At 36.6% G+C, this 13,439-nt stretch carries 13 protein-coding genes; 3 read left to right on the forward strand and 10 right to left on the reverse strand.

Annotated elements, in window-relative coordinates:
• The first annotated feature begins 41 nt into the window (after nt 1-41).
• Complete coding sequence (locus CBE70_RS03800) at nt 42-431, forward strand: RidA family protein (RefSeq protein ID WP_100158272.1); 390 nt, start codon at nt 42-44, stop codon at nt 429-431.
• 4 nt (nt 432-435) lie between these two features.
• Nucleotides 436-1,404, forward strand: a complete 969-nt coding sequence (locus tag CBE70_RS03805) for a threo-3-hydroxy-L-aspartate ammonia-lyase (protein WP_100158273.1) — start codon at nt 436-438, stop codon at nt 1,402-1,404.
• 108 nt (nt 1,405-1,512) lie between these two features.
• Here the strand turns inward: CBE70_RS03805 and CBE70_RS03810 are convergent, their stop codons facing one another.
• From CBE70_RS03810 to CBE70_RS03840, 7 genes are all read right to left on the reverse strand, one after another.
• The gene (locus CBE70_RS03810) at nt 1,513-2,424 is read right to left on the reverse strand and encodes a dihydrodipicolinate synthase family protein (RefSeq protein WP_100158274.1); all 912 of its coding nucleotides are present in this window, start codon (nt 2,422-2,424) and stop codon (nt 1,513-1,515) included.
• A gap of 18 nt (nt 2,425-2,442) precedes the next feature.
• Complete coding sequence (locus CBE70_RS03815) at nt 2,443-3,048, reverse strand: dihydroxyacetone kinase subunit L (RefSeq protein WP_232797343.1); 606 nt, start codon at nt 3,046-3,048, stop codon at nt 2,443-2,445.
• A gap of 2 nt (nt 3,049-3,050) precedes the next feature.
• The gene (locus CBE70_RS03820; protein WP_100158275.1) at nt 3,051-4,046 is read right to left on the reverse strand and encodes a dihydroxyacetone kinase subunit DhaK; all 996 of its coding nucleotides are present in this window, start codon (nt 4,044-4,046) and stop codon (nt 3,051-3,053) included.
• 147 nt (nt 4,047-4,193) lie between these two features.
• Nucleotides 4,194-5,684: a tripartite tricarboxylate transporter permease gene (locus CBE70_RS03825; RefSeq protein ID WP_100158276.1), complete on the reverse strand. Its 1,491-nt coding sequence runs from the start codon at nt 5,682-5,684 to the stop codon at nt 4,194-4,196.
• Between the two features lie 15 nt (nt 5,685-5,699).
• Nucleotides 5,700-6,137, reverse strand: coding sequence for a tripartite tricarboxylate transporter TctB family protein (locus CBE70_RS03830; protein ID WP_100158277.1), 438 nt, complete (start codon nt 6,135-6,137; stop codon nt 5,700-5,702).
• 31 nt (nt 6,138-6,168) lie between these two features.
• Complete coding sequence (locus CBE70_RS03835) at nt 6,169-7,113, reverse strand: tripartite tricarboxylate transporter substrate binding protein (protein WP_100158278.1); 945 nt, start codon at nt 7,111-7,113, stop codon at nt 6,169-6,171.
• Nucleotides 7,113-8,357, reverse strand: a complete 1,245-nt coding sequence (locus CBE70_RS03840) for a PfkB family carbohydrate kinase (protein WP_100158279.1) — start codon at nt 8,355-8,357, stop codon at nt 7,113-7,115. Before CBE70_RS03840 ends, CBE70_RS03835 begins: the two co-directional genes overlap by 1 nt.
• A 491-nt stretch (nt 8,358-8,848) precedes the next feature.
• Between CBE70_RS03840 and CBE70_RS03845 the strand changes: the two genes are divergently transcribed.
• Complete coding sequence (locus tag CBE70_RS03845) at nt 8,849-9,523, forward strand: NleE/OspZ family T3SS effector cysteine methyltransferase (RefSeq protein ID WP_157925990.1); 675 nt, start codon at nt 8,849-8,851, stop codon at nt 9,521-9,523.
• A 57-nt stretch (nt 9,524-9,580) separates the two neighbouring features.
• Here CBE70_RS03845 and CBE70_RS03850 read toward each other — a convergent pair whose 3' ends face one another.
• The 3 genes from CBE70_RS03850 to CBE70_RS03860 all read right to left on the reverse strand — a co-directional run bounded on the left by CBE70_RS03850 (nt 9,581) and on the right by CBE70_RS03860 (nt 13,432).
• The gene (locus CBE70_RS03850; protein ID WP_100158280.1) at nt 9,581-10,591 is read right to left on the reverse strand and encodes a LacI family DNA-binding transcriptional regulator; all 1,011 of its coding nucleotides are present in this window, start codon (nt 10,589-10,591) and stop codon (nt 9,581-9,583) included.
• A gap of 63 nt (nt 10,592-10,654) precedes the next feature.
• Nucleotides 10,655-12,061 carry a sucrose-6-phosphate hydrolase gene (locus CBE70_RS03855; RefSeq protein ID WP_100158281.1) on the reverse strand — a complete coding sequence of 469 codons (1,407 nt, stop codon included), beginning with the start codon at nt 12,059-12,061 and terminating at the stop codon, nt 10,655-10,657.
• Nucleotides 12,062-13,432 (reverse strand): sucrose-specific PTS transporter subunit IIBC, encoded by a 1,371-nt coding sequence (locus tag CBE70_RS03860; protein WP_100158282.1) that lies wholly within the window; start codon nt 13,430-13,432, stop codon nt 12,062-12,064. It lies immediately after the preceding gene.
• Nucleotides 13,433-13,439 lie beyond the last annotated feature (7 nt).

Raw genomic sequence — 13,439 nt, forward strand, 5'->3', positions numbered from 1 at the left:
AGTGTACATTTTATCTACTTTAAGTGAAATAGGAAAACACAATGAGTTCACATCTTATCCAACAAAATATTGAAGCACTCTCTTCACCTGGTGGGCATTACTCTCATGTCGTTACTGCAAATAATATGTCGTTTATTTCTGGGTTATTACCCTTAGATAAACAAGGTAAACCTTTAGCAGATAAACCCGTTGAAGTTCAAATCACACAAGTTCTTGAAAACTTAAATGCTTGTCTTCTCGGAATTGATGCAAAGAAAACCGATATTGCTCAAGTTAAAGTTTATGTGACAGATATTAATGAATGGCCCATCGTTAATGAGTTATATGCAAAATGGATTGGCGAACATAGACCAGCAAGATTAGTAGCAGGTGTAAAAGAGCTCCATTTTGGGAGCAAAATTGAAATTGAAGCCGTTGTTATCAAGGAATAATCTTATGAATAAGTTATCTACTCCTACTTATAAAGATGTTGCTGAAGCTCATCAACGTATTCTGCCATATCTTAATAAAACACCTGTTTTTACCTCTCGCACTATTAATGAGCTAACAGGAGCACACTTTTATTTTAAATGTGAAAACTTTCAGCGAATGGGGGCTTTTAAATTTCGTGGTGCGATGAATGCGTTATCTCAATTTACCGCAATACAACGGAAAAATGGTGTCGTGACTTTCTCATCAGGTAATCATGCACAAGCTATAGCTTTATCAGCGAAGCTATTAGGTATTCCTGCAACAATTATCATGCCTGAAGATGCACCAAAGGCAAAAATGGAAGCAACAAAAGGCTATGGTGGTCGAGTGATCACGTATAACCGTTATACAGAAGATCGTGAAGAAATTGGACAACAACTGGCACAAAAAGAAGGTCTAACATTAATTCCACCTTACGACCATCCTCATATTATTGCTGGGCAAGGTACTGCTGCAAAAGAGCTATTTGATGAAGTTGGTGCATTAGATATGCTATTTGTTCCATTAGGTGGTGGTGGCTTACTTTCTGGCTCTTTATTATCAACCAAAGCCCTCTCACCTGATTGTAAAATATTTGGCGTTGAGCCTTTAGCAGGAAATGACGGACAACAATCATTACGTAAAGGCGAAATTATTCATATTGATACTCCGAAAACAATTGCAGACGGCGCGCAAACGCAGCACCTAGGCAATTATACTTTTGAAATTATTCGTAACAATGTGAACGATATTTTAACTGCGACAGATGAAGAATTAATTTCGGCTATGCAGTTTTACGCCCAGCGAATGAAAATGATTGTAGAGCCAACTGGCTGTTTAAGTTTGGCGGCAGCTCGTCAATTCGGTGATAAATTAAAAGGTAAGAAAATAGGTATTATTATCAGCGGCGGTAATGTCGATATCGCGCAATATGGTCACTTTTTAGCGCAATGAACGCATGTTCTGATATTAAAAAAGCAGTATAGCAAAGCCTATACTGCTTAAAAGAACCAACATACAACCAATCAACTAAAATAACGGGGACGTTTGTTTAACCACTTTTTAGTTAAGTGAAAAAGTAATACCTGCTTTTTTACATAATTGAGTCAGATTTTCTTTTAATTGTTGATTTTCTTCAGGTAATAAATCGAGTTGTGGCAAACGCATATGACCGCCTTCTAAACCACGCATGGTTAATGCTGATTTAAATATTGCCATATTCGCGCCAGATTTAAGTGCATCACTAAATTTCACACAAAATTGTTGCCAGTATTTCGCTTCTTGGTAATTACCTGCGGTATAGGCTTTATACATATTCACAAAAGGCTCAGGGAATACGCAAGCACAACCTGAAACAGTACCGTCACAGCCAGCATCTAATAAACCTAGGAATAATTTATCGTAGCCATGAAGGACTGAAAAATCCTCAGAAACCGCAAGATAACTTAATGTTGTATTGTTATCAGCAAAACTGTATTTAATACCAATTACATTTTTACACTGTTGTTGTACTTTTGCCGCTAATTCAGGCTTTATATTATTTGCGGCACATTGTGGAATGTTATACAGATAAACAGGGAAGTTATCCGGCACACTATTGGCTACGGTCACAAAATAGTTTTCTAATTCTCTGTCTGTCGCACCAAAAAATTGTGGCGTCACCACACCAATACCATCGGCACCAATTTCAACTGCGTGTTTGGCTAATTCAATGGTTTCAGTTAATGTCATTGCACCAACATGAATAAAAACAGGTAAACGCTTATTCGCTGTTTCAACAACGGTTTTTGCAACATTTTTACGTTCTAATGCCGATAAACGCAACATCTCACCCGTTGTACCACAAGGATAAAGGCAATCAACACCTTTAGTTACTAGCATTTCAGTTAATGCAGATAACGCTTTAATATCGACTTGATCGTTTGAATCAAACGGAGTAACCATTGCCACTGTAACGCCAAATAATTTTTTCATATAAAGACCTTTATTAAATCAGATTGCTTCAACAATAACTTTAATTGCCAACATACCCGGATCATCTAAACCAATAGATTTTTCTGGGAACATACGAGCTCGACCTAATAAATTAGGTTTTTGGCGAAATTTATTAAGCGTACTATTGACGCTTTGTAAGGCAGCTATTTTTAGATTATCGATATCTGAAGTTGGTTTTAGCGCCTCAGATAAATGGTAAAGAATATCGAGTACGGATTTTTGCCCTAATTCCCCTTTTCCTCTCGCCATCATGCTTTGGTATGCAACAGTTAATAGCGGTGAAATGTCGGAAGACGATATTTCTTGAAGTTGGTTTTCTTTGCAGTATTTTGCCATTGCCATAAAAGCAGTTGCTTGCAATGTGCCAAAAGAAGAAGCACAGGCTTTTTGTAATGATTTACTGCATTGAAAAAGCGCTTTGCTTAGATCATCAGGCCAATCTTGTGAATCGTCTGCAATTTGTCGCCAGCCCTTTTGCATGGTGATCCCTAAATCCCCATCACCTAGACGACTATCTGCTTCACACAACATTGATTGCGCTTGCTCGCAAGCGATAGCGATACGGATCACCGCTTGTTTGAGCATTTCAAGCGTAATATTCATCGCTATACCCTCCAGAATGCACAATGAGCGGGTGCATTCATTAGGGCTTCTAGCTCATCATCCAATTTGCACAATGTTAAACTTGCACCGGTCATTTCCATGGACGTGGCATAACGCCCAACTAATGGATGCACAATTGTTGCACCCGTCTTATCAATCAGCTGTGCAATTTTGTTATACAGAATATAAAGTTCTTCTAATGGTGTTGCGCCTAAAGAGTTAACTAATACAGAGACTTTATCACCTGTTTTTAATGGTAATTCTGTCTGTAAGCGCTCAAACATCTCTTGTGCAATATCATCTGCGCTACGTAATTTATCACGCCAAATTCCCGGTTCACCGTGGATACCCATCCCCATTTCCATTTCATCTTCACCAATTTCAAAAGTAGGATGTCCTACTGCGGGTAAGGTGCAAGATGTCAACGCACAACCGATAGTTCGAGTATTTTCCATGGTTTTTTGAGCAATACGCGTAACTTCATCAAGTGTTGCCCCTTCTTCCGCCTTGGCACCCGCCATTTTAAAACCATAGATCATCCCAGCAACACCACGGCGTTTGTGCGCTTCTTCTGGTTTTGCTGAAGCCACATCGTCAGCAGCTAAAACGGTTGTACAACGGATGTCATCTTCAAAATCGACAGTTTCAGTCGCCATATCAAAATTCATGATATCGCCACCATAATTGCCATAAAGTAGCAATACACCTAAGCCACTGTTTGCTTCACGAATGGCATCTGCCATTAAATCGGCAGAAGGTGAAGCAAAAACATCGCCTACGGCGGCTGCATCTAATAAGCCCTCACCGACATATCCTGTAAATACAGGTAAGTGCCCCGACCCGCCACCGGTTACAATACCCACTTTGGGCTTATTTGCTTTTTTCGAACGAGTAATCAATCTTGACTGTGGTTGACGATAAATATCACTATGAGCAAGGCATAAACCTGCTAATGTTTCATCGACATAATTTTCTGGCTTATTTAATATTTTTTTCATGTGATCACCCGATATTTTTATTTATCTGCTGATTTCTGACATCTTAAATAAACTAATTTTATTTAAGATGAGTTTTCCCTGATACTTAAAAAGTATCTTTCTATAAATAAATGCTTAGTAATAAATATTCAGTATTAAATAGGTCATTTATTTAGTTTTGAAAGCACCTCTAATTTGCATAACTACAATGAGTAGAAATACACTGGCTAATACCATCGAAATAGGTCTTTCAACGAAATTAATTAAGTTACCATCAGATTTCATTAATGATGAGAGCAAATTCTTTTCTAACATTGGCCCTAAGATCATGCCCAAAATAATGGGTGATATTGGAAATTTTCGTTCTTGAAGGAAATAGCCGATAACACCCATTACTAACATAACAACAATAGAAGACATCGTATTAGTGATTGCATAAGAGCCGACGATACTAAATAAGATAATTGCTGGATAAATAATCGCATTATCAATAGAAACTATCTTCTTCAATAAATTGACAACAATAAAAGCAATCGGTAATAAAATTAGATTAGCAATAAAAAAGATAATAAAGACGGCATACAATTTATCAGGGTTGAATAAAAACAGTGTTGGCCCCGGTTGCATATCTTTCATATACAATACACCGATAATAATTGCAGCGGCAGAATCGCCCGGAATACCAAATACTAAAGATGGGATCCAACTTCCGGCTAAACTTGCATTATTACTTGCTGAAGCATCAACAATACCTTCTTCAGAACCATGACCATATTTTTCTGGTTTTTTAGAGAGTTTCTTTGAAACGGCATAAGAGATCCATGCTGCAATATCGGCACCCGCACCGGGTAAAGCACCAATTAATGTTCCTATTATTCCGCTACGAAAAATGCCGCCTTTACGTTGGCAAACAACACCACCAATGCCTTTAAAAATATTGTAAGAATTATTTTCAGCATTCACTTCACTTAGCATGATCTGCTTTTCTTTCCAGCGCTCAACGTAATATTTAATTGCACCGGAAATTGCAAATAGTCCTATCATTGCTGGAATAAAGCTCACACCTTGCATTAAAGAGACTTCACCGAAAGTAAAGCGTGCTTGCCCTGTAAATTCATCATAGCCAATGGTAGCTAATGCAATACCAAAGAACAGTGCTAATAAGCTTTTTCTAATATGTGAACCAGAAACAATAGTTGCACAGCTAAGCCCAATTAAAGACAGCCACATATATTCATAAGAACTAAATTTTAAAGCAAACTCAGCTAAAATTGGTGCAGTTGACGCTAATATAATCGTACCAATAACGCCACCAATCACAGAGCTTGTTAACGACATACCTAATACGCGGTTGGTTCTACCTTCTTTAACTAAGCTGTGTGCATCATTAGTATAAGCTGCCGATGCAGGCGTACCTGGAATATTTAATAAAGCACCTGGAATATCCCCCGCAAATATAGAAGACGCGCCGACAGAAATCATTAAGGCTAATGCAGGAATGGGTTCAAGAAAAAAAGTAAATGGCACCATTAATGCGATAGCCATTGTAGATGTTAATCCGGGAATTGCACCAACAAATAAGCCAAATAAACAAGCACCAATAACGACAAGTATTGTTGTGTAATCAATATAAGCAAGTGCGCTAATTAATATATCCATACTGTTGTTCTCTATTTATGAAAATAGCTGAGGTAGCGGTACTAACAGTACAGCGGTAAATAAGTAATACACACCTAACACCACACTGGCTGAAATAATAAAACTGTATATAGGTTTTGTTGTTGCATATTTCATCATTAACGGTGCTGTAATAATTAAACCCGTTAAAATAAAACCTAGATAATCTGATGCAAAAACATAAAAAAGAATAATGCCAATAATTAATAGAACAAATTTTATTTCATGCCATGAGACTAATGGAATATCACTTTCTTGATTGCGTGAAAATATATCTATTAATGAAAATATAATCATGCCACCGCCAATAATAGATGGCATAAATGCGGCACCATATTCACTAAAATCACCTAATGAATACGCACTATAAACAATAAGAAATAAACCAAAGCAACAAAATATTAGCGATAGAATATGACGATTTAGCATAGGCATAAAAACGGCTGTTGTTCAGCCGTTTCCTCAGTTATTTCTTTATAATTTCGCCAAACTTTTTATCTTCATTGGCCATAAATTGAGTGGCATCATCGCCATATAGTTCGATAACTTCAAATCCTTGTTTATTTGCAAACTCGGCTAATTCACCAGATGCATACACTTTTTTCATTGCAGCAGTGAGTTTATCTTGCACTTCTTTATCTAACCCTTTTGGTGCAACAAGCATATTCCATGCTTGCAAATCCCAGTTATAAGGTGTGGCTTCTTTAAATAATGGCACATCAGGATAAAAAGCTGATTTCTCATTTGACATAATTGCCATATGCTTCACTAATCCGGCTTTTACCATACTGTCTGCCTCGCCTAATGAAGAGGTCACAATATCAACACCACCAGAAGCAAGCTCCTGTAATGCAGCGCTTGCACCTTGAGATGGGATAAAGCGAATGGCGTTATCAGGTAATCCTGCGGCACGCAACATACCGATAGTATTGAGATGCCAGATTGAATTTAAACCACTGCCGGATGCTTTTAATTTACCCGGATTCGCTTTTGCGTAATCAATGATTTCCTGTGCATTTTTAAATGGTGAAGATTTCCCAACCTGTAATCCACCATAAATAACGGCAAGGCGTGTAATCGGTGTGTAATCTTGATAAGTTAAATTTGTCATTCCTTGATGATGCATCATGGTAATTTCAACCGTTGCAATACCCAATGTGTAACCATCAGGTTTTGCATTTTTAATGGCATCATGACCTACAACGCCACTACCGCCAGTTTTATTTACCACATTAACGGTCACGCCTAATTCGTCTTGTAGCCCTTTAGCCGCTAGGCGTGCAACTGTATCAGTATTACCTCCAGCGGCCCAAGGAACAACAATAGTAATTGGCTTTTCAGGGTATTGAGCAAAAGCCGGAAGTGTAAAAATGGAACTGCATAGGGTAAATGCCAGAAGTGTTTTTTTCATTATATGCACCTTTTCTCATTGCAGATTATTTGTGGTCGAATATCTTCGAGCCTTGATTTAAGGCGAGCCTGAACTTGAGAAAGTACAGGCATTGCTGTTACACCTTTTTGTTCTATAAATGCAGAAAGGAAAGCACTGGCAAATAATACACTCTCATGCATTGTGCCTCCTGCCGCTATTTTTGAAGCAAATGCGCCATTAAAAGCATCCGTGGCTGCCATCGTATCCACTCGTAACGATGGCATAGGGGGAATATGAAAAGTGGCTCGTCCGTCAAAATAGACCACGCCAAGTTCATCCATATAGATAATGACTTTCTTGTTTTCATCACCTGATATAACGCCAATAGCATGTTTAGCGTCATTAATGTCGTTTATTTCAATGCTAGCCCAATGTGATGCTTGATTCGCATTTAAGGTAATAAAATCAAGGTTTAAATAAAGCTGCTTTAGGTTTTCGTTATAAGGAGCAACATTAAGCACAACTGTTTTATTAACCGATTTTGCAAACAGTGCAGCTTTAATGTTGGCTTCTATATTAATTTCACCTTGGAGCAATAACACATCAGCTTCGCTTACATAAGGTAAAGAAATATCAATCTCTTGATCTGAGAATGTATTGTTCGCCCCTAAATAAGTCGCTGTAATATTGTTTTGTGTTTTATCTGCTAAATAACTAATTGAACTACCTGTTGGCTCTATTTCTGTTTGAAAAATAGTGAAAGAATCAATTCCGCTTTCTTGTAAATATTTATAAGCATATTTACTGAAATGATCTTCACCGACTTTCGTTATCAAATGCACTTTCGCATCAGAAAAACTGGCAGCCATTGCCTGATTTGTTCCTTTACCACCGGGGCCTATCGAATTGCTTTTAGAGTTAATTAACTCACCGACTTTTGGAAAAGAATCAACATTGGCAATAATATCTACCACAAACGACCCAAGCACACAGACTTTGCCTTCTGGTTTTCTGTCTTTACGTTCTCTCACGATTAATAAATCGTGCAATAAACATGAAATATCAAAACTATCACTAAATTTACTTATTTTTTTAATTTCTTGTTTCCCTAGTATGGCGCCTCCATGACAACGTTTGATCAACCCTTCTCCTTCAAGATATTTCAAATCACTGCGAATAGTTTCCAATGTAACACTGAATTTTTCCGCAAGCTGAGCCACTTTAACTTTCTTTTGTTCCCTGATGATGGTGTAAATTTCCTGTCGCCGTTCTTCTGAAAACATATAAAGTGCCTCCGTGTCATTGATAACGAGAATAAGGATATTAGGTCAGTGATTCTGCGATGGTATTCAAAACAAAAAACCAAAAGCAAAAGCAAAACGAAATCAAAGCAATTTAGATCACATTTTTTTAACACAACATCAATTGGTATACGTTAAAAATGAGAGGTGAAACGAGTCGAATAAAGAATGGTGATTAAGAAAAGAGAGGTAGAATCAGCCGTTCAAAGACGGCTGATAAAATAATAACTTAAATCATTACAGAGATGATAGTTTTAAAATGTAAACATAATCTGTTTTTCTGATAATAAATTTTAGTTTATAAAAAAAAACTAATTAATAAAAGAATTATACATATTATCAAGTGTGGCTATTTATAAATAATCGACATTTTAATTTTTTGTTAAAATAATAAATTAATTTCACCTAGTCTTAATGTACACTAAATAGTGTAAGAAGTTCCTAAAACCAATTTTCTATTATGAGAGCCAAAAATGAAAGTTTCATCTGATAGCAATCAATTTATAATGCCAATAAAAACAACTAATGCAACAGATGTGATAAGGAAAATATATCCTGAAATTAATTCAGATTTCTTTTTAGAAAAGCCTAATGTGTATGACAGAAATTATATCATAGGAGAAAATAGACAAAACGCCAAATTTATAGAAGATAGTTATATGCATTTAAAAGAAAAAATAACAAAGGAAATAACCCGAAACTATTCAGAATACCACCTTGATTTTACATCTCTTTTACCTAGCGAAACTAATACATCGAAATTAAGTTGGGAAACCGTGCTCTCAGGGAAAAGACCTATGGGGCAGTTTTCAGTTGATAGTTTATATGCACCTGAATTACAAATTATCTCTGAATTACCCAATATTGATTTTAAATTATTCCCTAAGGAAAATAATGATTTTCTTTATATTGTAGTTATTTATAGAAAGGATTCAGAATTAGGTGAAGCATATGCCAAGCGATTTATTGAATTATATAATGAAAAAAGAAAAATCATGGATTCATTAGAAGGTCAATCAGATAGAATGAAAGCATTAAAATCAGAATTAGTGATCGCAAGAGAAATGGGGGAAATATTAAGTTATTCATCAGTAGAAATAGATAAGTATATAAATAATTTAAACTTATTATTAAAAGATGGAGCGTAAATAAATTTTTTATAAAAATGAGTATATATTATTTTAAATATATACTCATTTATAAATTTATAAATGTCGTCGATTGATTTTTGCTGGAACAAATATTTGATGAGTTCCTAAATTTGTCTGGTTAATTAATCCCATAATTAGTCTGAAACAGTGTGAGGCTAATTCAGGGTTGTTTTGAGCAACAGTATCTATTGGTATTGATAATGAATCATAAAGATAGTGATCATCAAAACCCACTAAATAGACTTCATTTTGCATATGTTTATTTTGACTTAAATAGCGCAATACCCCTTCTAATAAACCGCAGGCAGAAGTAAAAACAAACTTAGGTGCTCGGCCTAAAGATGAACACAAAGAGCCGAACATTTCATAGCCAGAACTTGGGTGATAATGCCCATGAATGATCCACTCTGATTTCAGATTGATATTCGCTTGTGAAAGCCCTTGAGTGAAACCTAAAAGGCGATCTTTAGTCGGTGATAGCGTTGATTGTCCACCTAAAAAGTAAAATTCATCAATACCTTTTGTTGAAGCAATCTCTGCAATAAGTTGTTGTGTCGTAGTTGTTGAATCTGTGACAACAAAAGGGAGTGTTGTTCCTTCAAAATAACGGTCAAATAACACAACTGGAATTTGTTGACTTAAACGCTGATATTCAACATCACTTTGTAAACACGAGGCGACAATCAAACCATCAATTTGTCGTGATAATAGATGTTCTATTGCCAGCGTTTCTTGAGCTGCATTTTCATCAGTACAGGAAATAAGTAGTTGAATACCCGCTTCTCTACATAATATTTCTAACTCATAAGCTACGGAAGCAAAACCATAGTTAGTAATATCAGGAATAACTAATCCCAACGCATAACTACGATTATCACGTAAAGAGCGAGCATGAATATTAGGTTGATATTGATATTGTTCAGCAATAGTCGTAATACGCGCAATGGTATCATCAGAAACGCGCATTTCTTTGCCTCTGCCATTTAACACCAAACTTGCCGTTGTTTTTGAAACACCTGCTAATTTTGCAATATCGGTGATCGTGATACGTTTTTGTTTTTTCACTGTTATTCTACTTAATGTCACGTTTGCTGAACTTAAACTGTTTTATCGTTTATATAATTGTATTTAACTAAGCAATATATTTTTTAATTGCCAAGTTGTGAAGTTTACTGTGTCTTTCCCTAAGAAACAGACCGTCTGTTTTTCTGAAGGGAAAAAACGGCTACTCATCACACCAGCACCGCCATTAAAGAAAATTTCCACACTAGAGTTATCACATAATATTTGAAGATGTTTTATATCACCAAACCAGAAACGTGATTGCCACTCCCCGTTTTTAACACTACGGCGTTTTAATACAGCTTGGTTATTTTCAATGGTTAAAATAAGAGTATCAGAAAAGTGAATATCCAGAGAGCCAAATAGCTCTATTTCAAGTTCAAACAAAAATCCGTGAATATCTGGTGCATCATCAGCCAAACCTTGCCAATATGCTGGCTTTTGTCTGAGTTGCTGTAACTCTTTTACAGGTTGTTGATAAAGTTTATTTTCTTTTATGTGTAATTCACGAGGGCATGTCATTTGATGTATCCAACCATTGGCAATAGTTGGTTGATACATTTCCTCGCCATCAGGAACACCCATCCAACCAAATAATAGGCGTCTGCCATTAGCTAATGTTGTTTGAGGTGCATAAAATTCAAAGCCTGCATCAAGCTCAATTAAATCACCATGTTGGAATTGTAAGGTCGAATAATCAAAGCTTCCTATCAAATAAGCACTAGGATGCGAATTTAAAAATCGATGTTGTTCTTTTTTCATTCCTTGAGGACAGGTTAATAAAATAAAGTGTCCATCAAGCTCAAAGAGATCTGGGCATTCCCACATATAGCCAGCATCATTTAAGCCACCTAAATGACTTCCTGCTAACTCACCTATTAATTGCCATTGATATAAGTGAGATGCGCGATAGAGTAAAACCTTACCCTGCTTATCTAAAGTTTGCGCACCTAACACCATGTACCACATGTCGTTATATTGCCAAATTTTCGGATCACGAACATGACCACTGTAACCTTCTGGAAGCCCTAAAACAGGCCCTAACTTATCAAAACCGCCCTGCTTATTTTCTACGGCTAAACATTGCCAAGCTGTACGAGTTCCATCTTGAAATTTGACATTACCGGTATAACAGAGCGTGAGTTGTCCTTGATGGGTAACTGCACTACCAGAATAACAGCCATCTTTGTCATAAAATTCATCAGGCATTAAAGCAATCGGTTGATGTTGCCAAGTAATAAGATCCTTTGAGCGCCAGTGTCCCCAACATTTATTTTTATGCTCACAAGACAAAGGGTTCCACTGATAAAACAGATGATAATATTCACTATCAAAGCAAAACCCATTGGGATCATTTAATAATCCCGTTACTGGTGCTAAATGCCAACATGGATAGTATTTATCTTTTACAGCTTTAGCACTATTACGCATAACCGCTTGTAAAATTGCAGGTAACTCTTCTCTTTTTGTCATTTATGCAGACTCCACTTTATATTTCAATAAAAGAGAAAGAACAAAAGCTGTTAAGAATGCAATCACTAAACCAATAACATAATTAATAATTGAACCAGCTTGTACAATCGCGATACCCGGAATAGCTGTAAGACCAACAGCTGTCATATAAACATGGGAACCCACAACCCAAGCGCCTCCCGCGGCACCGCCAATCAATGCAGCAATAAAGGGTTTTCCATAACGTAAATTAATCCCGAAAATTGCCGCTTCTGTAATTCCTAACATCGCGGAGAAACCGGATGGGATGGTAATTGCTTTAATTTTCGCATCGTTGGTTTTAAACCAAACTGCCATACAAGCACCACCTTGAGCAATATTAGCCATTGCCCAAATAGGTAATAAGAAATTAACCCCAATATTAGGATTGCCTAATAAACCTGCTTCAACCGCATGAAAGCTATGATGAATACCAGTGATAACAATAACTGAATAGAGCCCACCAAAAATAAGCCCTGCTATCCAACCGGCTTGCGTGATCAAGGTACTTAATATTAATGAAATACCATCACCTAAAAGACGACCTACTGGGCCAATGACTAATAACGCGACAAAACCCGAAATAATAACGGTTAAAAATGGCGTGATAATTAAATCAAGGGCATTAGGAACAACTTTACGTAATTGTTTTTCCAATACACTCATAAACCAAACGGCAAGTAAGACAGGAAAAACAGTGCCTTGATAACCAATCATGGCAACTTCTAATCCAAAGAAATTCATGGTGTTAAAGCCAGAAGCAACACCCCATGCATTAGTTAATGCAGGATGCGTTAAAATACCACCGAGTGTTGCACCAAGATAAGGGTTTCCACCAAACTCTTTTGCCGCAGTAAAACCAATTAAGATAGGTAAAATAATAAATGCTGCGGAGCTACACATATCAAGCATGATATAGAGTGCATTATCAGGACTTACCCACTGGTTAGTTTTCATTAATCCCAATAATCCCATTAATAGACCTGACGCCACAATGGCAGGAATAATAGGTACAAAAATATTAGAAAGTAATCTTGCTATTCGTTGAAATGGATTGAGTTTTTTAGCTGCAATATTGGCTGCTTCAGATTTGCTTGATTCACTAATGCCTGCCGCAGCAATAAATGCAGCATGTACTTTATTGACTAACCCTGTACCAAAAATAACCTGAATTTGCCCTGCATTACTAAAACACCCTTTTACCCCCTCTAATTTGTTTATTGCTTCTTTGTCTGCTTTGGCGTCATCAACAAGAACAAGTCTTAAGCGCGTAGCGCAATGTGCTGCACTTGCGATATTTTCAGCACCACCTAATAAAGGTACAAGCTGGTGAGCAACTTTTTCAATATTCATCATAGCC

It is taken from the genome of Proteus columbae (genome assembly GCF_002777965.1).
GTDB lineage: Bacteria > Pseudomonadota > Gammaproteobacteria > Enterobacterales > Enterobacteriaceae > Proteus > Proteus columbae.

Bases quoted from the DNA above. Each gene is read 5' to 3' on its own strand.
- CBE70_RS03800 (WP_100158272.1), top strand. From the start codon at position 42: ATGAGTTCACATCTTATCCAACAAAATATTGAAGCACTCTCTTCACCT.
- CBE70_RS03805 (WP_100158273.1), top strand. From the start codon at position 436: ATGAATAAGTTATCTACTCCTACTTATAAAGATGTTGCTGAAGCTCAT.
- CBE70_RS03810 (WP_100158274.1), bottom strand. From the start codon at position 2,424: ATGAAAAAATTATTTGGCGTTACAGTGGCAATGGTTACTCCGTTTGAT.
- CBE70_RS03815 (WP_232797343.1), bottom strand. From the start codon at position 3,048: ATGAATATTACGCTTGAAATGCTCAAACAAGCGGTGATCCGTATCGCT.
- CBE70_RS03820 (WP_100158275.1), bottom strand. From the start codon at position 4,046: ATGAAAAAAATATTAAATAAGCCAGAAAATTATGTCGATGAAACATTA.
- CBE70_RS03825 (WP_100158276.1), bottom strand. From the start codon at position 5,684: ATGGATATATTAATTAGCGCACTTGCTTATATTGATTACACAACAATA.
- CBE70_RS03830 (WP_100158277.1), bottom strand. From the start codon at position 6,137: ATGCCTATGCTAAATCGTCATATTCTATCGCTAATATTTTGTTGCTTT.
- CBE70_RS03835 (WP_100158278.1), bottom strand. From the start codon at position 7,113: ATGAAAAAAACACTTCTGGCATTTACCCTATGCAGTTCCATTTTTACA.
- CBE70_RS03840 (WP_100158279.1), bottom strand. From the start codon at position 8,357: ATGTTTTCAGAAGAACGGCGACAGGAAATTTACACCATCATCAGGGAA.
- CBE70_RS03845 (WP_157925990.1), top strand. From the start codon at position 8,849: ATGAAAGTTTCATCTGATAGCAATCAATTTATAATGCCAATAAAAACA.
- CBE70_RS03855 (WP_100158281.1), bottom strand. From the start codon at position 12,061: ATGACAAAAAGAGAAGAGTTACCTGCAATTTTACAAGCGGTTATGCGT.
- CBE70_RS03860 (WP_100158282.1), bottom strand. From the start codon at position 13,432: ATGAATATTGAAAAAGTTGCTCACCAGCTTGTACCTTTATTAGGTGGT.